Raw genomic sequence first — 22,579 nt, forward strand, 5'->3', positions numbered from 1 at the left:
GCCATAAAGATGCAATATCGGCTTTGTTGTACCGGTATAAAGATATCATAAAGGCAACGCCAGTCAGCAGAGCAAGCTGTCATGGCCTTCCCTGTGTTAACGCAGATTGTCTTGTGCCATCAGATCCCGAACCGGGCGGATTTCCACACAGCCGTAACGTGCCGGCGGGATCTTTTCCGCCAGGCGAATGGCCTCATTCATATCCCGGGCCTCCAGCATATAAAAACCGGCGAGCTGTTCTTTGGTTTCGGCAAAAGGGCCGTCGGTAATCAGCGGCTTGTTGTCACGCATGCGCAGGGTGGTTGCAGTGTCTGTGGAAAGCAGGGGTGCACCATCCAGAAAATAACCACCCTGGGTTAAATCCTCCACGCAGCCCATGCATTCCTGGTTGAGGTTGTCCCACTCCTGCTGGGTGAGTTGCTGCATTTTCTTTTCGTCGTAATACACCAGGCATAGGTATTTCATTCATTGATTCCTCACATTGTTGCTGTGTTTGTGGCCGGTTTCCGCGTGTTGAACAAATTTTTCGTTATTGGTTTTTGGCACAGCCAGAATAATGCCATCGATGTAACTCATGATGTGTTTCTTCATCCGTGTTTGGTGGGTTTATCGGTTAGTCGCCCGTCCATCCACAGAATCGACAGCGCCGGCAAAATTTTATGAATTTTTTTGCAAAGTGTTCAGGCGCTGCTGCAGGAAACGTCGCTCAGGCTCCTGCTGTACCAGCTCCAGGGCTTGTTGATAACACTGAATGGCCTCTTGGGTTTGATCCAGGCGGCGCAGCAAATCGGCGCGGGCGGCGTAGAGCAGGTGATAGCGGCGTAATTCCTTATGCTCTGTCAGGTTGTCCATTGCCTGCAGGCCCGCTTCCGGCCCATCGCGCATGGCGATGGCAGCGGCACGGTTCAGCGCCACAATGGGGGAGGGATTGATGCGCAGTAGAACATCATACAGGCCGGTGATTTCCGCCCAATCGGTTTCCTCAGTGCTGCTTGCTTCGGCGTGTACGGCGGCAATCGCGGCCTGCAGGGTATAGACCCCGGGTGGCCCCGCCCGCAACGCCTGGATCACCAGATCACAGCCCTCGCGGATCTGGGCGCGATTCCACAGAGTACGATCCTGCTCTTCCAGTGGAATCAGGTCGCCGCTGGCGGTGGTGCGGCCACCACGCCTGGCGTCATGCAGCAGCATCAAGGCCAGTAGACCAGTGACTTCGCCATTGGGTAATAAAGCCTGCAGCAGCCGGCCCAGGCGGATGGCCTCCGCCGACAGATCCCGCTGCGTCAGTTGTGCGCCACTGGAGGCAGAATAGCCTTCGTTGAACACCAGATAAATTACCGGCAGCACCGCTTCCAGGCGCTCCGGCATTAGCTCAGGGGACGGTACCTCATAGGGAATGCCGGCGTCGCGAATTTTGCTTTTGGTGCGGACGATGCGCTGGGCCAGGGTTGGTACCGGCAGCAGAAAAGCGGCCGCCACCGCTTCCGTGGTCAGGCCGCAGACTTCCCGCAGGGTTAAGGCCACGCGGCCTTCCATCGACAGGCTGGGGTGGCAACAGGTAAAAATCAACCGCAGCCGGTCGTCTTCAATGGTTTCATCCTCCACCAGCAGCTGACTTTGCATTTCGGATTCCAGCGTGAGGGCGAGTTCTTCCAGGTGATTATCCTGGCGGGTGCGTTTGCGCAGGCGATCAATGGCTTTGAAACGGCCGGTGGACACCAGCCAGGCGCGGGGGTTGTCCGGGATGCCATCCTGTTGCCATTGTGACAGCGCAGCCATAAAAGCATCCTGCAGGGATTCCTCGGCCAGGTCGAAGTTGCCATGCAGCAGGCGGATCAGTGTGGCCAGCACCCGCCGCGATTCATCGCGGTAGATCGCCTCAATGCGTTGTTTCAGGGAGGTCGTATTCATGGGTCAATTGTACCGCGCCAATCCGCAGGCATTAGCCAATCCGTTCACAGGGTGGGCGTTACCTTAGGCCAACACCCCTCTTTCCGTCCAGAAGCGCTTGATCAGTGGTTTTACACTCATACCATGCACAATGATGGACAACGTAACGATGATCAGCGTGAAATGGGTAAGCTGCAATGCAACCGTGTCGTCGATGCCCTGCTGTATGGCATAAGCCAGATAATACAGAGAGCCGATGCCCCGAACGCCAAACCAGCCTGACAAGCAGCGAATACGCCAGGGAGTATTGGTACCCAGAAAACTGATGAATACACTCAGCGGGCGGGCAACAAAGAACAGGAAAAACGCCAACCCCACTGCTCGCCAACTCCAGGAATCCAGAAAAAGCGTGCCTCCGATGAGCAGGATCAACAACACCTCCGATAACCGCTCCAGATGTTCCTTAAAGATCAGGGATGCTTCACTCAAACTGCGCGTGCCTACCTCAGTGGTATCATCGCCCAGTATTTCAGATTGCAACTTAAACTCCCGTTCCGGTGTTGCCCCCACCAGGGCATGTTCGGTTTGCCGTAACGTAACCGCAGCGGCGAATACACCTAAAAATCCCCAGGCATTCAGGTGCAGGCAGGTACCGTAAACAACACAGATCAGGCCCAGGCCAAGAAAATCCCCCAACACACCGGGCTTACCGGCCTGTTGGTAGTGGGGCGCTGCCAGCCGCGCCAGAAGATAGCCACCCAGCACACCGATACCCAAGCCGGCTGCGGTAGCCCAGAACACATCGTACAGAATCCAGTCATCACCACCGCGCCCCAGATCGTGCACGCCCAACAGCCCCAGCCCCAGCATCACAAACGGAAAGGCGCTTCCGTCGTTCATTCCGGCCTCGCTGGTAAGGGTAAAACGCAGGTGATCCCGATCACCGGGGTGGCGCACCTGAACATCGGTTGCCAATACCGGGTCGGTGGGGGCGATGATCGCACCCAACAGCACGGCCGCGCCCAGGGACAGCCCCAGCGCCAGATGGGCAAAGGCAGCCACCAAACCCACGCTCACGGCCATGCCAAGAAACGCCAGGCGAAACGGGCTTTGCCAACGCTCCAATGACACCGGTACGGGCATTTTCACGCCCGCGGCAAACAGCGAGATCAGTACCGCCACCTCGGTGAGCAATTCCAGTGCTTTGGCGTTTTCGATGGGATTGATGTGAAACAGCCCCAGTACCGATGGGCCAAGAATAATGCCCACCGCCAGGTAGATGATGGCGGAGGTGACCGGTATCCGTTTGATGGCGGGTGCTGTTAACCCCATGAGCAACAGCAGTAATCCAACCAGAACAAACCACTGCGGGATGTCCATATGCTCGCTTCCTTCAGTTCTGACCCATACCTATCTGATACTGCACTGCAGTGTAAAAGTTCCTTAAAATCGGCTTAGGTGATTATGTGGGCTGGGCAACTATACAACTGCTTTCAAAGACAAAGCTGACGAGCCAATGGGCTCGCCAGCTGCGTTGCCTATTGGTTAAGTGCTGACTTCTATTTTTTTTACGCTGCCGGCGGGCAGTTCTTTGCGGGGAATGGTAATGGTAAGGACCCCTTGCTTTAAGTTCGCACGGACATCTTCAGTCAATGCATCCTCAGGCAAGGCGAGGGTCCGCTGAAAGCAGCCGTAGCTTCTTTCCACACGATAAAAGTGGCGGTCTTTATTTTCAGTTTCCTCCTGCTTCTGGCCTTGAATGGTCATTACGTCACCATTGATCTCGATGGAGAAATCGTCTTGCTTCAGGCCCGGTGCTTCTACCGTAATTTGATAACTCTCATCATCGCTCGACACGTTCAAGCTGGGCCTGAAGGCCGACGCATAAAATGCGTTACCTGATTCACCTGAGGCAATATTGCTCAGCCGTGAACCCAGCGAGGGAAAACCAAACCCACGCAAGGTGTCTTCAAAGATTCGATCAATGTCGCGATGCAACTGCAGCATGGGTTGCAGGTAGTGATCACCGGTTTCAGGCATCGCCGCAGAATGGGCCTCCCGTTTGACCGGTATCTGCCCCGCGGCATGATTACCTGACTCTTCATGTTTGAACCAGTTCCAGGGGTTAAGCTTTTTCCAGTCCATAACGAATCCTCCTGTTTAAAAAGAGAATGCTTTGGTTATAAAGAGAATGGTTAAGCAAACATTACTCGGCCTTGTTGCTCTTCAAAGTTGATACTAAGGCGTTCTGAATAGACAGTGCCCCGTTTACGATTATTAATGTGGGTTCGGTTTATCGATTTTCAAGCCACGGCAGCCAGTCTTACCTGTTCAGGGCGGCATTGCTCCGAAACGCCGCTCCTGCCCGTTGGCGGTGCCTATTCAGTGTGTGCCAAGCAGGCTGCAGCGATTTCACTCAGCCCATCAGTCACTGCACCGTCGTTGCTGAGGGGGGCCAGTATGGCAACCTCTGCGGCTTCCAGCTCGCTGGCGCCAACCGCTATCATTTTTGCCGCGGTGACCAAAGCCCGGGTTGAGGGTGGTTCAAAGTGGAAAACATCATCGGCATCCCGGATGGCAGTGGCACATTTCACCAATCTTTTCGCAATGCTTTCACTGATATTGGCTTCGGACATCAGCACTTCAATTTCCTGCTCGGGTTGCAGGAAGTTCATGGCCACGGTAACAAAGCGCTGACGGAATGAAGGCTTAAGTTCCTTTAACGAACTGCGGTAGGCCGGGTTGTAGGAGCAGACCAGCATGAAGGTATCCGGAGCCTGGATGACGTCGTCGGCACGATCCAGGTACAACGTCCGCCGATGATCTGTGAGTGAATGCAGAACCGCCAGGGAATCGTGACGGGCTTCCACCACTTCGTCCATGTAGCAGATTGCGCCTTCTTTCACCGCCCGGGTCAGCGGTCCGTCACTCCAGATTACATCGCCACCTGTTACCATGAATCGCCCCACTAAATCAGCGCTGGTCAGGTCATCGTGGCAACTGATGGTAATGACATGGCGCCCCAGTACTTCACCCATATGCTCTATGAGGCGGGTTTTACCGCATCCTGTGGGCCCGGTAAGCATCACAGGGAGCCGTTGTTCCGCTGCCTGCTTGAACAGTTCCACTTCGTTTTTATTGGCTTTATAGAACCTGTCGTTCATATTGATCCCTATTTTTTAATGCTGTGGTTTTAGTTCTGATGCCCCTAAGGCTAGGCGGCAACCAGTTCACGATGGACCCGTGCCAACACCCCGGGTAACGCTTCGATATTACGTATTCGGGTTGATCGCCTTGGGCCGAACACATCAGGAAGGGGGTCAACCTTTGTTTGCCCCACGCCGATATAGAACGTGGATACCCCGGCCTCTTCGGCTTCGGTAACCGCATGGGCTGAATCCGCCCAGGCGTAACGTCCTTCATAACCTTCATCGGATATCAGCCCATCTCCAATAATGATGAGTAATCGTCTTTCAGACTTTTGTTCCAGCAGACGGTTGGTCAGATGCCTGAGAGGGGCGCCTAAACGGGTATAGCCGCCGGTTTTAAGGCCCAGCTCACCGGGTGCAACCGAATAGGCATCTTTGAAATCCCTCAGGCAGGTGATGTCTACCCGATGCCTGGTTTTGCCGCTGAACACGAACAGGCCGTGCCGTTCCTTGGCCAGTGCCATGGCGTTACAGAGGCCATCGGCGCAAGCCAGTTCCAGTTTGAAAACATCCCCACCACCGGCACTTAACGAGGCGCTGCCATCCAGTAACAACGCGGTGGTCACGTCGCGAAAAGCCGGCTGCAGATCGCGGAACAGGCGGCCATCGGTTTGCATGCCCGTGAGCAGATTGACGCGATAACGTATGTATTGTTCGATATCCAGATCGGAACCATCCTCCAGCCGATTTTTCATGACCCGGTGCGTGTGTTCTTCAAACCACCTGCGAAGTTCTACGGAAACCGGTTTAGCCGTTCTTTGTGTCGTTTTGATTTTGCGCTCCAGTACGGCAACATGATTCTTGAGAAACTGCTCGGTCCACATATTCCATTCGGGGTAGGGGATGCCAGCGCGTTGATCCGCGCGTATCTCGATATCGTCTTCTTCCGGCCTGCTGGCAGAAGGCAATCTGGAACTTTTGATATTGCTTTCTCCTCCCGCCGGAATGGATTCGTACCCTGGGGAAATATACCTTTTGTTGATGGACCAGGGTGCCCGAGCCTGGGCCCGTTGCAGTGCAGCCAGGATGCCTTGTTTACCCGCCAGGCCCTTCGGCAGCGAACCCAGTACCGGGTGGGTGAGGAGTGCTTGATGGGTTTTCGCCAACGCGATCGCCCGCTGCAGCATCTCGACACCTGTCATGTGCTCATCCAGCGCTTCCAGGTCTGGCAGCAATCGCTTTACTTCCCCAACCAGGCCCGGCCAATGATTGCCAAGCCATCCCAGGGCGACGCCGCCCTCCACCCGCGACAGCGCCGCCGCCTGCCGCTCGGTTAAGGCCGCAAGCGAGAATGACTCCAGTCGTTGTTTGGACGGGGCGCATTGCAGGGCGATGCCACAGGTCCAGGTTCGAAGCGTCCAGCCTGGGGTTTGGGCAGGATAGGGTACATAGAGCTCTGTGCGGCGGTGGTTCGTGGCAAAGGCGCGTTGCTCACCGGAAACCAAGCGCACCCGTTGACAACCCCCGCCCGATAACGCGGCCGCAACCAGCATGCAGCTGCGTTCCACCCGGTTTGCCTGATCTTGCTTTGAGTTCTCAGCCACGGGCACCTCTCCAGCAACGTTCCTGATGGGCTAGAAAGCCCCCAGCATGGGTAAAAAAGTCACCAGGGAATCCATCCGCCAATACCAAACCCAGCCGGATCAGCCAGGCCCAGATCAAGTACCACATTGCGTCATTCTCCTCAGCATGGATTGGTTCTTGTTATCTAACTGGTTGGTATTCAAGCAGTTATGAGCGTAAGGGAAGGCCATCGCAGACTCTGCACAGCGATCTTAAAACATACTCTACGGATTTAGTGGCTTACTCACAAGTAAAATGTAATTAGGGTGATGCTCCCCTGGGCGCCCCGTTTCATAAAGCTTCCACAACAGATCAGGCCCAAGTGATCAGATCCAAGAACACTTGATCAGCGCCGGGGTGCAGGGTTGTGTGTATGTAGAGGGGGGGTGAATGCGGTGCCCGCGTTGTTCAATGACCGCAGCAAGCCAGCAGCGCCGGCAGTTGCATGTTCAGGGTAGGTCATTAAACCGTAGCGGGCGGCACTCCCAGCAGGAAACGTACGATTTGCAGGGTTTCACTTTTCTGGGCAGCAATGTGTTCTGCTGATAGTGGATCAAAGTCGCTATTTGGAATCAGTTTGGTGATAGCGGATGCAAAGAACACAGTACTGCCTATTACCACGCTTGCGGCATGCAGCGGATGCCCATGCAGTGGTTTGAGCTCTCCGCTTTTACATCCTTGATCGAACAATGCCCATGCGACCTGAATGAGCCGGTTGGATTCGGGATAGATACTCTGTTGCTGCTGCTCGTTTTCATCCGTTACATAGCGCAGGATAAGCCTTCCAAGTGAAGGCCGCCGCGCAATTTCATCCACCAAAACGTTGGTAGCCTGTTCAAACCGCTCGACAATAGTACCGGCACTGGTCAAGGCTTCTTCCAGCTGATTGGCCAGCGATCCAAATGCATTTGCAAGCGTTGCCTGGTAAAGCGCTTGCTTGTCGGGAAAATGATAGAACAGTGCCGGGCGTGTCAGCCCCAAATCCTCCGCTACATCTTCAAGGCGCGTCGCTTTGTAGCCATAGCGTGCAAAAAAGCGCTCCGCTGCTTCGAGTATGGCAAGGCGTCGCCGCTCAGCTTTGGTGGGGGATTTTGAGGGAGTGGTTGTCAATGTGATTCTCGCTGTAATACAAAACGGGTATCTGGATATCAGGGCATTGCCAAATCCTGCGCAAGAATATCATAGCTTTCAAAATTAGTTTTCAACTGGCCGGTAATATTTTTTGACTGTAAAGTAAAATAATGATTTACTCGTCAGTCAAATGTAACTAATCGCGTTGCACATTAGTTAAAGCGGTTACTGAAATTAAAGTGATGTCTGAGACAGATAATCTGTCACTGGGGGGGTAAGGCCTTGGGTGCTGTGATAATGCTGGGCACATTGTTTGGGTTAATAGCGTTGATTGTGGGGCTGGTGTTTCGATTTGATCCCCAGGCCCGTGGTTCCTCAGAGCGGAAGAGAGATCAATGATGTCTGAATTACCCCTGATTTTGAAAATCGGAGTTGGCTTTGCCTATCTGGGCGGGATAGCCTTTTTTGCGATTGGAATCTGGTTGAGCTGGCAGCGAGGCCGGCTCCATCCGCTCCTGCTGGTGAGTATCTCCGCTTTGTCCTTCAGTTGGATTGAGGCACCTTATGATTGGGCCGTATACGCGCAATTCCCACCCGAGCTGCCGCGCATGCCATCTTGGTGGCCCTTGAACATGACCTGGGGCGGGCTCCCGTCAGCTGTTCCACCTGGATACATTGCTTATTTCATTTTACCCACCGTGATCGCTGCTTATCTTGGGCACCGGATCAGCGGGAGCCTTAGTTGGCGGTTACCTGGCACATTGCTTCTGGTAGGTTTCGTTCTGGGCACCCTGTGGGCCTTTGTCTTCAACGCGGGTTTTGGCGCCCGCCTTGGCGTGTTCTACTACGGCTACGTCATCGAAGGGCTGGCGTTCTGGCCCGGCACCAAGCATCAGTACCCCTGGTATGACTCCATTGCAATGGGGGTGCAGGTGATGGCGTTCACCTATCTTCTCGGGCGAACCGATTTTCAGGGCCGCACGATAGTTGAAGTATGGGCAGATTCGAAAACACAAAGCCGCCTGCGCGCCTCTTTGCTCTCTATTGCAGCGTTCATTGCCATTGGCCACGCTGTTTATCTTTCCGTGTTTGCGCCACATCTTGCCACCAAACTTATGGGGTTGGTAACAGTGGGCCCCAGTGAGCAGTTGTTCCCAGGTGTGCCGAACCAACCGCTTTAGTCTGTGGCAAAGTTGCCTAGCAACTTCAATTTACCGCTGCAGCGTAAACGTTATTCCTTTGGGGGTGCTATCAGTAAAAGCATCCCATTATCCTGTAATATGAAAGAATCGATGTAGTGCGTAAAAATCACTAACAATTAGTTTGCGGAGGCTCGCCTACCTGGAGGAGTAGGAATCTACTTTGAAGCTCCAACTTTCGGTGACCTGCACTCCTTTTCTCGTTAAAGAGAAAGTATTTCATGTAATCTTTAATTCATACAGGTAATTGGGCTATGATTTGAGCTAATTGTATGTGCAGTGGGACCCGGCCATGATACGTTGCCATCTCGCTCGCTTGATGGGGGAGCGAAAAATGAAGATCTTCGACGTTTTTCGTGAAACCGGCCTCAGCCGGATACCGCGACGCTAATGTACAAGGAAATGGCGCAAAAAATCGATCTGGAAGCCCTGGATAAGCTTTGTTGTCTGCTTCAGTGCGACGTAGGTGATCTTCTGGAGTTTTGTAATCGCTTAGAACAATAAAAAGATGGGATGCAATTGGGATGAAGACGGCGACCAGGACTGATTACAGGATCAACACCACAAAACTTCATGGTGCGCTTGAGCAGTGGGATACGTCCTGGAGCCCGGAATGTGACACTCCTGAATTTTATCACCGTATCTCCAGGGCCATACGCCTACTTACTCAATATGCCGTTTCAGAGCCTTATTTGCTTCGGGACTGGGTCTGGATAAATGCACAATTTCGCATAGCACACCCGTCTAATGAAGAGGTTGCCCGGACATCCTGGTCTGCGATCAGTTTGTTTGTAACCTTGGTTCAGCAGTTGGAAAGTGGAAACCAGGATGTGCTCATGGATATATGCTGGCTGACAGATCGAACTGTGGAGACTCTTCTTGGAATGCTGGGTGCCAGGGCGATTAATAAATTTATATCACCTGAAGAACAGAAACGAATGGATGATCTGATTATTGAGCTTGCAGAAGCTGAAAACGAGGATCTGGACCAGTTAAAGGCCTTTGCGGAAGGAGTTGCAACAGAGTTCTCTGAAATCCATCACACAGCGTATTTTCCCTCAATTGCCAACAAACTTTTGGGATTGTGTCAGATAGCACATGAATCCTCAGAAGCGGGATATTGGGCAAAAGCGGCTCTACGATACGTGTGTCTTGAAGACGACGTAATAAATGATAGCCAGGGATACGTTGGCTTTTTGGATGATATACATGTTATCGAAAACATGTATGGGTTTGTGTTTGGTGAGCTTCCATGGAAACGGTTAATAGATCATGCTGCCGAGAAATGGCCTTTTATAACCCGTGTATACTGGCAGGACGAAGACTCCAAAAATCACCTTACATTATTGTTAAAAGCTGTTGTTTCCTGCTGCCTTGACTCTTCATTAGAACAAAATCAAACACGTAATATAGTACTGCCGGATGTCGGGCCATGCGGATTTTTGTCAGCAGCTGCCTGTGTTCTGAAAGAAGTGGGCTCTGAGAAAAAGAGCACTATACCAACTCCAGGAACGCTGGCTGCATTCAGAGATGGACACACCCTTCGGTACGTGATGATGGCTGATCCCTATAAGGCCCCGGATGGTTCCGAGTTGCCAATGGTGAGGCTTAAGGGTGATGACAATAAAAAAGTACATATACCATCTGAAAAAGCCTTGTTGCTTGAACCGGCAAATAGCAAAGAAGTTACCTTTGCGACTAAAAAACAGTTAGAACGCTGGCTATCGACAGTAGAAGAAGACAGCCAAACGGCAGTTCATAAATTTCATGCTGCAGATACGCAAACATCCGTTCTTTATGTAACGACACGATCAGACTTTTTCGCTTATCTCGAGACCATCTGCCCCTACGGCCGCAGGCTCGATGAGCTCATAACGATTGAATACCGAAGTCGTGTAAACAGGTCTGCTTTGGGATCGGAAACGTCGGTTGTAGACCCGACAATGATTGTGTGTAGTAGCCTGGATGTGGCTGAAAGTATACTTCGTGACAGGGTTGAGGGCTCTCCCAAACCTCAGTACATGATTGTAGACCGGGCTGTGGATCATGTTGCGATGGAGGCGCTGAAAGAGAGGTGCCGACAATACAACCCTGATATGAAAGTAATCGTAATTTCCCGGGTTGATACGCGGGCAGGATCTTACCCTGAAAGTAAGGATGAATCTGTTTGGTTTATTCAGCCTGAAGCTGTCGACCCTATTTCGACTGCGACAAACCCGATTTCTATCACTGATATTGGCAGAGGGCCTCTTGCCAAGTATGTGAAAAGGCAAAACAGGGCATCCGATGTCAGGTTAGTAACTCATTTTGTTGAGTTTGCGGAGTTGGACGAGTTTTATCAAATTGCCCAGAAAATCAAGCTGCGCGCATTCGATGAGGACTCGGCCCTTTTATCCTTTGCCATTAGTGCGGAAACAGTCTTAAAGCACATATCAACTTACCCTCCTATGGGAAATGATATTTCTGATAAGCATTTGGTTCATGTTCTTGGAAGTCTGGCACAACACGCAGCCGCAATGGGAATGTATGACCAGGATATCAACAATCTGGAATCTGCCAGTGACAAGCTTCTCAAAGCTGTCAAAGAGAAAAACCCAAAAGCGCAAGCCCTGTATGAAATTATAAAGGACTATAAAACATGCCATATCGCGGTTGCTTCCCGTTCCGTTGCGGAGACATTTTCAAATAGGGAGTTAAACCTGGCGCATAGCAAGATTAAGTTGATTCCAGTGCATGATTTGCAATCGTTAGAAAACGTTGAATTGCTTTTGGTGCCTGGATGGCTTGGGCGCAAAGAAATGCTCCACCTGCGACTTGGTGGTTGGTCTGGTGTTCAAATACACATGCTATATGAATTTGAGTGCCAACGCTCGTCAAAGCAAGCCAGAAAGCTGGAAAAAACATTTATCTATCTTGATAAAAAAACACAGGAGAGCTGGAAGTCTTTTTCCAGGAAAAACCCGGAAGCAGGAAATCCTCCCTCAGTGCCAAGGGATATTAAAGTCCCCGAATCCAGTTTGAACGTAGATGAACACGAGGATGAGCCCCCTGAAGGTGATGATTGGCTGGAGTCTGCTGTACGTGAACACATGAGTTCATCTACCGTTGGTCAGGGCAGGCAAACGCAGGTTCTTGGGCGTCTAATGTTTTTTAATGATGGCCAACACTATGCCCTGTTCGCTGATAACGCAAAGCTTGTATGTTTGAACGAAATATTGGGCGGAGCACTAAATACTGCCGAACTCAGTGAGTCTGACGCAGAGAAACTCTTGTGGAAGAGTACAAAACTGCTGGAACCAGGAGATGTGTTAGCGTTCCCTGATGATCCTGCATTGGGGGATGTAGTTGACGAGTTGGCCGATGCTATTCTTGATGATGATGGAGCCACTAGAAAACAGTCCAGCCTTTGGCGTAATGCTCTACAGAAGATCTATGAGGCAAATGACTATGACCTTGACAAAATGCAAAACGAATTGTCTCGCCATGGTATAGACAGGGCTCGCGTCACTTTGGTGTCATGGCTTTTTACTACAAAAACTGTGGCTCCCCAAAATCCATCTCAAACCATTCCCAGCATCCTGTTATGTGCAGACATCGATAATTCCAAAGAGCTGGCAGATAACATTCTTAAACACGTAAACACAGTCTATAGGGCCAGGAGAAAAGCCGGGCATTTCCTGGTGGCTCAGCTTTCTACTGCGTCTCTAAGTGGCCTGGGTGATAGTGCATTTATCGAAATTAATGGAAGGAAAATCCGTTACAGGGTTCTTTCCATATCTGCCATTGATGAACCCGCCAGGTTTGATGCGTCTTTGCTGGGGGTTCGCTCCATTCATGACGGATTTCTGGAGGCAGGAACATGAGCCGAATGCTTCCCTTCCGGCCCCATTCTGATACGACAAAGTCTGAGCAGTGGGTATTCAACCAGTTGGCGGAAGACCCGGCTCTGGATGGGCATGTGATACTGCATTCGCTTGGTTTGGCACGCCATAAAAGAAAGAGCTATGCGGAATGTGATTTTGTGATAATTGGCCCGCTTGGGGTGTATTGTCTAGAAGTCAAGGGCGGTCATGTTAGCAGACGGGATGGAGCGTGGACGATAGGCTGGCCCGGTAAGTCTTATACATCAATGGAAGGGCCGTTCAAGCAGGCTCAATCTGCAAGAGGCACGTTGTTGCATGAGGTTCGCGCCAGACTTGGAAAGAACTTAATCAGGCGTGTACCGTTTGGTTGGGGGGTTATGTTTCCTGATGTGCAGTTTGTTGAACAGGACCCCGAATGGGACCAGGAGTGTATTTTTGACGAGAGAGACAAAGAGCTCCCGGTTTCTGACTATTTGATAAAGCTTGCGGAATATACCCTGGCGCATGAAGCAAGTAGAGGCAGAAAATTTCAAACGCCTTTATCGCGGCGGGATATTGAAGCCATTGTCCATAGTTTTCGTGCTGATTTTGACTTGGTGCCCGGAATTACAAGCCTGATAAGAGAAAGTCATAATGAACTGTTGTCCCTCTCCGATGAGCAATACTCATCCCTGGAAACGCTCCTGCATCCGGGTAATCCGAGGGTAATTTGTGAAGGGGCCGCAGGTACGGGTAAAACTGTTCTTGCTGCAGAGGCTGCCAGACGGTTGGCTCAAAGTGGACTGCGTGTATTGTTTCTCTGCTTCAACCGTAATCTGGCCTTGCAATTACAACAACAGGAATTTGCAAAACACAAGAATATTACTTTGCGCACTATCTGGGGAATATTGTACCAGTTAGTGGGTAAAGCGTTTCCAGGTCAAATTCCAGAGGGGAAGCAGTTTAAAGCAGTTCTGGCCATGGCAGAAGAGGCGGCCATAACTGCCACTGAGACTGGCGAGCTGAATCCCTATGATGTTTTGGTGATCGATGAAGCTCAGGATGTGTTAGCACCGGATGTTATGAATGCGCTGGATTGGTTTTTGAATGAGGGAATGTTCGGGGGAAGATGGGTGATGTTTCTGGATACCGCTTTGCAAGCCAGCGTGTATAACAAGCTTGAAGATAGCTTGTATTCTCACCTGTCATCCCGGGCGATGAACCTGAAACTAAGCATTAATATGAGAAATCCTGTGACAATTGCCAGAGAGGCAGCGATGGTTACAGGAACCACGCCCCCCAAGTGCAGGCGCCAATTTATCGCGCCAGTAGACTACAGAACCATTCATGGGGCGAAAACCGATCACAAAGTTTCGATGTCATTAATAACCCAATTAATATCAGAGGGGGCCGATCCCAGTGATATTGTTTTGTTATCATTTTTTGCGCCATCAGAAGCATTCTATGCAGGTGGTTACTCATCTATCGGAAAAAAGGTTCATGTGCTCGATGGTGGTAACGATGATATTCCAATGGGAGCAATTCCCGCCGCTTCTATTCCTGCGTTTAAAGGGCTTGAATCAGAAATAGTGATTATTGGTGACCTGCCGGAAAGGGAAATGAATGAATGGCAGGTTGCAAATTTTTACGTTGCTCTTACCCGGGCCCGCACGGCTGCTTACGTTATTTGTAGACAGGAACATGTGGATCGTCGTTTGAGCTTAGTAGAGGGATAAAAATGAATAGCGATCTTGAATATTCAAACTATCGCAATAAGTTATTGAAGTTCATGACCGATGAATTGTTCGGCCCTGAGTCCACGGATGATCAGCTTCGGCAATGTGAATTACTCGATGTATCACCGTTACAGCTTTATTCAACAGGAGTGCTATTCCCGCAAAAATCAGTAATCAATCAGTTGGAAGATGATGCTGCGGAAGATGAAGATAGCGTGCCGAATGCTGACTCATCTCTGGATGATAGTCCTTTGGTGGAAGTAAAACAGGGCGGCAAGCAAACGAGGGATGCGACTTCGCTGGAAGAGCAACCCCTCAATCTGGCAAATGAATTCAGCCCTTCAGCAGCAGGCATTACTGTCAAGGCTTCTTTGGGATGCAAAATTCTGGTTGATATCAGTGCTGGTAAATATAAGACAGAGAAAATTGAAAAACGTCATCCAAAGGCTGGCCAGGAAAAGGCGGATGGCTCGTTATTTCCGGATACTCGTGAAGAGGCAAATTACAGGCGGGTGCCGATTCAGGACACGGTCGAAATTGATCTTGCCGGATCTTTGGAAAATCGAGTATTCAATCATGATGTAAAAAACACAGATGGCATGTTGAAGCTTAATGTCCGCATTAGACCTGAGAAGGGGAATAAAGCTTCGATCTCTTTAGCGTTGATTAATCAGCACAAGGGTGGAGCAGACTCTCCCCCGCCATTTAACGCAGCTTTCTTTCAGGTTGAGTTGTCCGTAACTGAGGCTAATGGTGCTTCGGTTTTCCATCCTATAGATCGTGCGGGTGGTATTTCAGAAGATGAAGAGCTTGCGATATTGGACATGCTTTATCGGGATAAACGTTCCTTCGCGTTGGGGCATGGATGCGGCACAGGTTGGACAACAGATCCCAACGACAAGACTGTCGCAAAACAAGTTTGGTCTGATTTTCTTCCTTCGTGCGATATTAAGCCGGTAAAGCCTAGAGAGAAGGCACTTTTTGCCAATCAGTTTGATCTGTCAATGCGTAGCCTTTCAGAAGGTGATTCGTCTGATAGCGATATTATTGGGAATCTTGGCCTCCTGGCAAAAGACTATGAAAGCTGGATTATTGCCAGGCAGGATCAACAGGAGAATAGCCTATCGGATCAATATCAAATACCAGCGACAGGAAATTTGGAAAAGTGTAGGGAATGCTTAAAGCGAATCAAGGAAGGTATTGAATACCTCTCATCAAATAGCGATGCGATGTTGGCATTTAGATTGGCCAATCGGGCAATGTTAATTCAGCAGGCAAGAACGAGATTCCAGAAGGATTTAGATCCTGACAACACTTATTTGGATCTTCCGGAAGATTATCGCGTATCGGGTGAAAGCGACCCTGTATGGAGACCATTCCAGTTAGCATTTGTGCTAATGAACATAGCCTGCTGTTCTGAAAGTGATCATCCTGACAGGGAACTGGTCGATTTAATATGGTTTCCAACTGGCGGAGGTAAAACGGAGGCATATCTTGGTCTGGCGGCATTCGTTATCTGCATGCGCAGGCTGGCTGATTCTGAGGACAAGGGTGTCGCGGTATTAATGCGTTATACCCTCCGACTACTGACAGCTCAACAGTTTCAACGGGCTGCTGCGTTGATTACGGCATTGGAATCACTGCGACTGGATAAATATCTTGGGGCTGATCTTGGCGAGGCGCCCATTACAATTGGCTTATGGGTTGGTATGGGACTGTCACCAAACCGACGTAAAGATGCTGTTAAGAGGCTTAATGAATTAACGGCCACACCTGGGGCTCAAAACCCCTTCCAGCTATTGAGGTGTCCCTGGTGCCGATCCTCACTTGATAAAAGAGGTTGGCTTGGGTATCGAAAAGAACCACTGTCTGCGAATAGCGATGATACGGTTATTTTTCGATGTGGTAATCCGGGGTGTCGGTGGCATTCCAGTACAAACCGACTACCGGTTGTAGTCATTGACGATGATATCTATGAAAATCCTCCGACACTGTTGCTTGGTACAGTGGATAAGTTTGCACAGTTAGCCTGGGTTCCTGAAACGGGGCGTATTTTTGGAACCGATGATTTTAGCGCCCCCCCCAGTCTGATTATTCAGGATGAGCTACACCTGATATCAGGGCCATTAGGTACCATCGTTGGTCTCTACGAAACTGTCATTGACAGGCTTTGCTCCAGGAATGGAAAGACACCGAAGATTGTTGCCTCAACAGCAACCATCCGGCAATCCGCAAAACAATGTAATGGCCTGTACGCCAAAGAACGCTTTGAATTTCCGCCACAAGGTCTGGATGCTGGGGACTCCTATTTTGCGTATGAAGACCAGGAAGCCGCCGGCAGGCTTTATGTGGGAGTGTTCGGAACCGCGGTAAAATCCCACGCCACTGCGCAGGTTCGCGTTATTTCCCCCTTGCTCCAGGCGGTGATGCCGGAACCTCCCGACACTCAGCCGCCGGAGATCGCTGACAAGTACGCAACTCTGCTTTGGTATTTTAATAGCCTGAGAGAGCTTGGACACGCAGTCACTATGTCTACAGGCGACATACCTGAACATCATTTCAATCTTTGCTCCAGAAAGAATATTGAGAAAGAGTATCGGCGAAGGTTCCCCAATGTGGAGGAATTAACAAGCAGGAAAACCGCTGAAGAGATTCCTTCAATACTTGATTGCCTGAATCGAAAATGGCCCAAGACTGAAAATAGTCCATGGCCAGTCGATATGTTGCTAGCAACAAATATGATTTCTGTTGGCGTTGATGTTTCACGACTTGGATTGATGGTGGTTGCCGGTCAGCCCAAGTCAACCGCTGAATATATTCAGGCGACCAGTCGGGTTGGCCGTGGGTTTCCCGGATTGGTGGTCACAGTGTATAACCCTGCGCGCAGCAGGGACCGATCTCACTATGAACAGTTTGTTGGCTATCATCAGGCAATTTATCGTTATGTGGAGCCAACAAGCGTTACGCCATTTTCCGCTCCGGCCAGATCCCGTGGGTTTGCAGGAATGGTGATCGCGTTGGCAAGACTTATAACCGGAATGAGGGTGCCTGGAGATATATCCAAATATCCGGATGTGCAGGATGAGCTGGTAAAAGTCATTCTGGATAGAGTTCAGCGGGTTGACACGGATGAGTACGAAGATGCGCTAAGGGAGCTATCAGGAATATTTAAGGATTGGAGAGACTATTTGCCACAGGAGTTTGGTCAGATGGCAGGCACTCCAACCACGCAAACGTTGATGTACCCACTTGGCCGGAATGTAAACGAAGATTTTGAAGGGAAGGCATTTCCTGTTCTTACCAGTATGCGCAGTGTCGATGCGACCTGTTCCGCCAAAGTCCTTCAAACTTATCCCGATTCAGGAGAATAAATTGTGGCAAGACCAGAGTTCAGAAGGAGTCAGGGTGTTGTGCCGTTTGGTGTCGGTGCCATTATCGATTTTCCTGATGAATCGTTGATGGCTGCCGGGCTTGATGCATGGACAATTGAAATGCAGCCTGAAGCCGCTGCGTATTTGAAGGAAGCAACGTGCTTATCGGAACCAAGACTTCAAGCCAGGCTCTCACACGAGCTGGGAAAAGATGTAAGCGGACTGTATATGCCACCGGAAGCCCCGGAGCTTTCCGAACGTGGCTTCTCCGGTTTGAACGGGCCGGTTATAACTGCACATACACCATTTGTGCGTTTCCCAAATTGGCATTTTTGCCCCCGATGCAGGTCAATGCAGTATGTCCCATGGAACAGTCCCAGTAATGCGAAAAATGAAGACTTGAGATGTAAGAACTCCAAATTTCGCCGTCAGGCCAAGTCAAATACACAACCCTGTAGTGCGCTTCCACTAAACCGTCGGCCCCGGTTGGTACCTGTGCGATTTATTGTTGCATGTGCTCATGGACATATTTCCGATTTTCCCTGGAGCAAATGGGCCCACGGTGACAAAAAAGAATGCGGACATGAACCTGGAACGCTTTTCCTTGTATCAACCGGAGGAGCTGGGCTTGAAGGTATAAAAGTAGAATGCTCGAAATGTGGATCATACAGAACGATGAAAGGAGCTTTTAATCCCTCCACGTTTTCGGAAGCAACGGGCCTGTCGTGTAGCGGTGAGCGGCCTTGGTTGGGCCCGCAGGCTCAGGATCCGAACTGTCAGGAGTCGGTTCAGGTTGTACAACGGGGGGCATCAAACGTCTATTTCCCTTACGTGGTTAGTTCAATATTAATTCCCCCATATTCTGAAACATTGCACAGAATTCTGGATAACCAGAGTATATGGAATGAAATTTGTGATGTTCTCGATAATATCCGGGTTAACGGGGAGCCTGTGATCTCAGCAAACATGTTTTCTTCCAAGGCAAAAAAGTATGGTATCGAGGCTGAAGTTTTTGCAGCAGCGATAACAGAAAAATATCTTCACCCTGAAGTGTGGTCTGGAACAGCGGAGCAAACTGAGTCGGCCTATCGGTATACCGAACGCCAGGCTTTCCTTGGTCCTCGCCCTGCGCCAACCGAGCGCGACGAGTTTGATATCAAAAAGACTAAAATTTCGGACTATTCATATGTAGTTCGAGACTACTTCAGCGAGGTGGTGCTGATCCCCAGGCTTCGAGAAACACGGGCTTTAGTAGGGTTCTCAAGGGTTACCCCATATGATGGCGATCTAAGCCGGTTGGCTGCGCTTTCCAAAAAAGAACTTTCCTGGTTGCCTGCCGTGTCCTCTAATGGCGAGGGGATTTATTTGGAGTTGAGCGAAAATAAACTAAGTATCTGGGAGCGAACTCATTCTGACATCGCAGAAAGAATTGACCTGATTAATGATAAATGGGCCAGGGTATGTTCCGAAAGAGGGACTGAGTTCAGGCCTTATAGTTCCAGATTGCTCCTGGCCCATACCCTTTCACATCTGGTTATCCGGCAACTAAGCTTTGACTGTGGTTATGACAGTTCAACACTTAAAGAAAGGCTTTACGTATCAAATGACGTGGACCGGAATATGTGTGGAATTCTTATATATACGGCTGGCGGAGATTCTGAAGGTAGTCTTGGTGGGCTGGTCAGGCAAGGGGAGAGCGGGAACCTGGAGGCAACAATTCTTGCTGCGGTTAAAAATGCAGAGTTTTGTGCTTCCGACCCTCTATGCCTTGAAAGTGAGGGGCAGGGGTATTACGGATTAAATCTCGCAGCCTGTCATGCTTGCACACTTTTGCCGGAAACAGCATGCGAGCTTGGAAACAGAGTATTGGATCGGGCTTTGATTGTAGGATCTGAAGCTAATCCACAAGGTGGTTATTTTTCGGATCTTATTCATGCATAAAGATATATATGGTGGAATTAAAACATATGCTGACATTTGTTGATTTGTTCTGCGGAGGCGGATTTGGTGCCAGAGGGGCTGTGACGGCAGGTGCTAGACCACTCCTTGCGGTTGATGCCTGGGGTTTGGCGGCGGATACATATAAGAGTAATTTCCCGGATGCGGAAGTTATTTGTTCTCCTATCGAAAAGTTAAAGCCAAAAGTCCTGGCAAGGCGCCATTCTCCCGATGTGTTGTTAACTTCGCCGGAATGTACGTCACATTCGATTGCTCGTGGTGCCAAACCAAAGTGTGAGAGGAGTCGGGAAACAGCGATTGGAATCATTCCCTGGATTGAAGCCATGAATCCACGCTGGTTAATTGTTGAAAACGTAAACCGGATGAAACAATGGGAGCGCCACAACGAGTTGATTTCAACAATTAAATCATATGACTATCAGGTTAATGATCTACTGCTAAATGCAGCTAACTTTGGCACACCCCAGTCAAGAAAGAGAATGTTTTTGGTTTGTGACAGGGGGGGCTCGGTAATAACGGCGGATGACCTGTATAGGCTGCATCAGCGGAGTGAAAAGACCGCCAGATCAATCATTGACTGGTCTGGAAACTACAAAAGCACTCCGCTGTACAAAACTGGCAGAGCTAAGGCGACTATTGAAAGGGCTGAGCGGGCCATGAAGGAACTTGGACGGAAAAAGGATTTTATTATCGTGTATTACGGTTCCGATTATGCGGGAGGTTGGCAGTCGTTGGATGCACCGCTACGCACAATTACTACGTTGGACAGGTTTGGACTTGTAACCTGGCAGGGAAGTACTCCGTTTTTGAGAATGCTTCAACCGCCGGAGTTAATGAAGGCAATGGGGGTTGGCTCCAAGCATCTACTTCCTCATGGAAACAGGCGGGACAAAGTCAAGCTTTGCGGTAATGGTGTTTGCTCGCCAGTTATGGAAATAATTTTTAAGAAAATTTACCAAACTCAATTGAGTGAAGTGGAGTTGGCTTCATAAATGGACTTGTCTCGTGAAGACTTGGTGGTTGATCGTGTTTACAGTGGCTCCAGAAATGGCAATGCATCTGATGATCCTTTGCCCAGTCTTCTGGGTGTAGACAATGGAGCAGGCTTTCGGCATTTGGGAAAGCGGCCTGGTATCGAAACGTTGAAACTTCTGGTTTTAAAGACGAACCTTAATGATCCTGATTGGCCGGATCATTTAAATACTGAAACAGGGTTGTTTATTTATTATGGCGACAATAAGTCAGTTCGGGAAATTCACGATACCCCAAGGCAAGGTAATCTAATATTACGCAACTTGTTTGATGCTCGACATAGAACCGATTGTTTTGGTCATTTCCCGCCGATATTGCTGTTTGGTGGAACAGGAGAATATCGGGATGTTAGATTCCTGGGCTTGGCTGTACCGGGTGCTCAAAACCTGGGGCCGGATGATGACTTGGTTGCAATCTGGAGGTCCACGGGAACGGAAAATCTTCGATTTCAAAATTACCGTGCAACTTTCACGGTGTTGGATGTGCCGGTAGTAAAGCGGGAATGGATTGATGATATACAGAAAGGGGATACGTCTACTTCCAGGCATGCTCCTGGAGTTTGGTTAGACTGGGTGAAAAATCGGAAATTTACACCGTTATATTCCCCTCATACTATTGAAATAAGAAGCAAGGAGCAGCAATTACCCCGAGATAAAGACGGCTTGAAACTATTGTCGCTGGTGTACGAAAAGTACAAAGATAGCCCTGTAGACTTTGAGACTTGTGCCGTTGAAATAGCACGTCTTTCGATGCCGGATATCGGTGACTGTGAGATAACCAGACCCTGGCGGGATGGAGGCAGAGACGCTATTGGGCGTTATCGCATTGGTATTGGTCCAGGCTCAATTGATGTTGAGTTTGCCCTGGAGGCAAAGTGTTACAAGCCTGATTCAGGTGTCGGGGTAAAAGAACTTTCCAGATTATTATCCCGCTTGCGTCACCGACAATTCGGCATTCTTGTCACTACGTCGTATCTAAGTGCCCAAGCCTATTCCGAATTGAAAGAAGATGGTCATCCAGTGGTTCTTATAACTGCTATCGATATCGTGAATATACTGAAAAGCCGACTCGGCTCTGCGGATTCAACTAGACGTTGGCTGGAAACTATTTGACCTGCAAGATGACAATATTTCCGAAATGTATTTTACGGTATCGGTTAACGACTCTTTGATTTCGTGCTCCCAAACACGTACTACCAACCAGCCATCAGATTGAAGTAATTCATTGTTCCTTTGGTCCCGAGTTACATTTCCTTGAATCTTCTTTTCCCAAAAGGATGCTCGGGACTTCGGTGCTTGGTAATGTTTTGGGCATTTATGCCAGAAGCAGCCGTCAATAAAAATCGCAACTTTCAAAGATGGATAAATTAAGTCCGGTTTTCCCGGAAGCTTGTTGTTTATCCGGTAGCGCCATCCCATACGCCATAGAGCTTTGCGTAGAATAACCTCCGGTTTTGTGTTCTTGGCCCGAATTTGGGACATGCAATACGAGCGTTGTTCTTTTGTAAGTACGTCTGTCATTACTTTACATATCGATTGGTAGCCTTGATAGGGCAATTATGAGTTGGCTCTACGGTCGAGGCAGCATCAAATCAACTAAAGTTACTCTTAGTATAGGGGGGTCGACGTTTGTAATCATGAGCTCAGACTCAGGGACGGAAAGCAAGAAGAGTCATAACTCTCTGATTTTTTTAGATCACGCATAATG

At 49.7% G+C, this 22,579-nt stretch carries 16 protein-coding genes and 1 pseudogene; 8 read left to right on the forward strand and 9 right to left on the reverse strand.

Annotated elements, in window-relative coordinates; genetic code table 11:
- Positions 1-96: 96 nt before the first annotated feature.
- From D9N13_RS02570 to D9N13_RS02605, 8 genes are all read right to left on the reverse strand, one after another.
- Positions 97-465: a YciI family protein gene (locus tag D9N13_RS02570; RefSeq protein WP_290585468.1), complete on the reverse strand. Its 369-nt coding sequence runs from the start codon at positions 463-465 to the stop codon at positions 97-99.
- A 192-nt stretch (positions 466-657) separates the two neighbouring features.
- Positions 658-1,911: an RNA polymerase sigma factor gene (locus D9N13_RS02575; protein ID WP_290585470.1), complete on the reverse strand. Its 1,254-nt coding sequence runs from the start codon at positions 1,909-1,911 to the stop codon at positions 658-660.
- A gap of 63 nt (positions 1,912-1,974) precedes the next feature.
- The gene (locus D9N13_RS02580; protein WP_290585472.1) at positions 1,975-3,270 is read right to left on the reverse strand and encodes a cation:proton antiporter; all 1,296 of its coding nucleotides are present in this window, start codon (positions 3,268-3,270) and stop codon (positions 1,975-1,977) included.
- A 165-nt stretch (positions 3,271-3,435) separates the two neighbouring features.
- Positions 3,436-4,035, reverse strand: a complete 600-nt coding sequence (locus D9N13_RS02585) for an Hsp20/alpha crystallin family protein (protein WP_290585475.1) — start codon at positions 4,033-4,035, stop codon at positions 3,436-3,438.
- Between the two features lie 233 nt (positions 4,036-4,268).
- A complete protein-coding gene (locus tag D9N13_RS02590; RefSeq protein WP_290585477.1) occupies positions 4,269-5,054 on the reverse strand; it encodes a CbbQ/NirQ/NorQ/GpvN family protein in 786 nt (261 codons plus the stop codon).
- Positions 5,055-5,104: 50 nt separating this feature from the next.
- A complete protein-coding gene (locus tag D9N13_RS02595; protein WP_290585479.1) occupies positions 5,105-6,643 on the reverse strand; it encodes a nitric oxide reductase activation protein NorD in 1,539 nt (512 codons plus the stop codon).
- Positions 6,636-6,770: a hypothetical protein gene (locus tag D9N13_RS02600; RefSeq protein WP_290585481.1), complete on the reverse strand. Its 135-nt coding sequence runs from the start codon at positions 6,768-6,770 to the stop codon at positions 6,636-6,638. Before D9N13_RS02600 ends, D9N13_RS02595 begins: the two co-directional genes overlap by 8 nt.
- Positions 6,771-7,124: 354 nt before the next feature.
- Positions 7,125-7,772 (reverse strand): TetR/AcrR family transcriptional regulator, encoded by a 648-nt coding sequence (locus tag D9N13_RS02605; protein ID WP_290585484.1) that lies wholly within the window; start codon positions 7,770-7,772, stop codon positions 7,125-7,127.
- Between the two features lie 356 nt (positions 7,773-8,128).
- Here D9N13_RS02605 and D9N13_RS02610 point away from each other — a divergent pair, with 356 nt between their 5' ends.
- The 8 genes and pseudogenes from D9N13_RS02610 (at position 8,129) to D9N13_RS02645 (ending at position 21,984) form a co-directional block, all read left to right on the forward strand.
- Positions 8,129-8,914, forward strand: coding sequence for a spirocyclase AveC family protein (locus D9N13_RS02610; protein ID WP_290585486.1), 786 nt, complete (start codon positions 8,129-8,131; stop codon positions 8,912-8,914).
- Between the two features lie 310 nt (positions 8,915-9,224).
- A pseudogene (locus D9N13_RS02615) lies at positions 9,225-9,436 on the forward strand (helix-turn-helix domain-containing protein).
- A 20-nt stretch (positions 9,437-9,456) separates the two neighbouring features.
- A complete protein-coding gene (locus D9N13_RS02620; RefSeq protein WP_290585488.1) occupies positions 9,457-12,795 on the forward strand; it encodes a DrmE family protein in 3,339 nt (1,112 codons plus the stop codon).
- Positions 12,792-14,510 (forward strand): nuclease-related domain-containing DEAD/DEAH box helicase, encoded by a 1,719-nt coding sequence (locus tag D9N13_RS02625; RefSeq protein WP_290585490.1) that lies wholly within the window; start codon positions 12,792-12,794, stop codon positions 14,508-14,510. Before D9N13_RS02620 ends, D9N13_RS02625 begins: the two co-directional genes overlap by 4 nt.
- 2 nt (positions 14,511-14,512) lie before the next feature.
- Positions 14,513-17,881, forward strand: coding sequence for a helicase-related protein (locus D9N13_RS02630; protein ID WP_290585492.1), 3,369 nt, complete (start codon positions 14,513-14,515; stop codon positions 17,879-17,881).
- 3 nt (positions 17,882-17,884) lie between these two features.
- Complete coding sequence (drmB, locus tag D9N13_RS02635) at positions 17,885-19,822, forward strand: DUF1998 domain-containing protein (protein WP_290585495.1); 1,938 nt, start codon at positions 17,885-17,887, stop codon at positions 19,820-19,822.
- Between the two features lie 26 nt (positions 19,823-19,848).
- Positions 19,849-20,832, forward strand: a complete 984-nt coding sequence (locus D9N13_RS02640; protein ID WP_290585497.1) for a DNA cytosine methyltransferase — start codon at positions 19,849-19,851, stop codon at positions 20,830-20,832.
- A complete protein-coding gene (locus tag D9N13_RS02645) occupies positions 20,833-21,984 on the forward strand; it encodes a restriction endonuclease (RefSeq protein WP_290585499.1) in 1,152 nt (383 codons plus the stop codon).
- Here the strand turns inward: D9N13_RS02645 and D9N13_RS24290 are convergent.
- Positions 21,955-22,392 (reverse strand): very short patch repair endonuclease, encoded by a 438-nt coding sequence (locus D9N13_RS24290; RefSeq protein ID WP_290585502.1) that lies wholly within the window; start codon positions 22,390-22,392, stop codon positions 21,955-21,957. The two genes, D9N13_RS02645 and D9N13_RS24290, sit on opposite strands and share 30 nt — an antisense overlap.
- Positions 22,393-22,579 lie beyond the last annotated feature (187 nt).

The organism is Ketobacter sp. GenoA1 (assembly GCF_003671475.1).
Taxonomy (GTDB): Bacteria; Pseudomonadota; Gammaproteobacteria; order Pseudomonadales; family Ketobacteraceae; genus Ketobacter.

What these genes read in the sequence shown, in the direction of transcription:
- D9N13_RS02570 (WP_290585468.1), bottom strand. Translation starts at nt 465, where the DNA reads ATGAAATACCTATGCCTGGTGTATTACGACGAAAAGAAAATGCAGCAA.
- D9N13_RS02575 (WP_290585470.1), bottom strand. Translation starts at nt 1,911, where the DNA reads ATGAATACGACCTCCCTGAAACAACGCATTGAGGCGATCTACCGCGAT.
- D9N13_RS02580 (WP_290585472.1), bottom strand. Translation starts at nt 3,270, where the DNA reads ATGGACATCCCGCAGTGGTTTGTTCTGGTTGGATTACTGCTGTTGCTC.
- D9N13_RS02585 (WP_290585475.1), bottom strand. Translation starts at nt 4,035, where the DNA reads ATGGACTGGAAAAAGCTTAACCCCTGGAACTGGTTCAAACATGAAGAG.
- D9N13_RS02590 (WP_290585477.1), bottom strand. Translation starts at nt 5,054, where the DNA reads ATGAACGACAGGTTCTATAAAGCCAATAAAAACGAAGTGGAACTGTTC.
- D9N13_RS02600 (WP_290585481.1), bottom strand. Translation starts at nt 6,770, where the DNA reads ATGTGGTACTTGATCTGGGCCTGGCTGATCCGGCTGGGTTTGGTATTG.
- D9N13_RS02610 (WP_290585486.1), top strand. Translation starts at nt 8,129, where the DNA reads ATGATGTCTGAATTACCCCTGATTTTGAAAATCGGAGTTGGCTTTGCC.
- D9N13_RS02620 (WP_290585488.1), top strand. Translation starts at nt 9,457, where the DNA reads ATGAAGACGGCGACCAGGACTGATTACAGGATCAACACCACAAAACTT.
- D9N13_RS02625 (WP_290585490.1), top strand. Translation starts at nt 12,792, where the DNA reads ATGAGCCGAATGCTTCCCTTCCGGCCCCATTCTGATACGACAAAGTCT.
- D9N13_RS02630 (WP_290585492.1), top strand. Translation starts at nt 14,513, where the DNA reads ATGAATAGCGATCTTGAATATTCAAACTATCGCAATAAGTTATTGAAG.
- D9N13_RS02640 (WP_290585497.1), top strand. Translation starts at nt 19,849, where the DNA reads ATGCTGACATTTGTTGATTTGTTCTGCGGAGGCGGATTTGGTGCCAGA.
- D9N13_RS02645 (WP_290585499.1), top strand. Translation starts at nt 20,833, where the DNA reads ATGGACTTGTCTCGTGAAGACTTGGTGGTTGATCGTGTTTACAGTGGC.
- D9N13_RS24290 (WP_290585502.1), bottom strand. Translation starts at nt 22,392, where the DNA reads ATGACAGACGTACTTACAAAAGAACAACGCTCGTATTGCATGTCCCAA.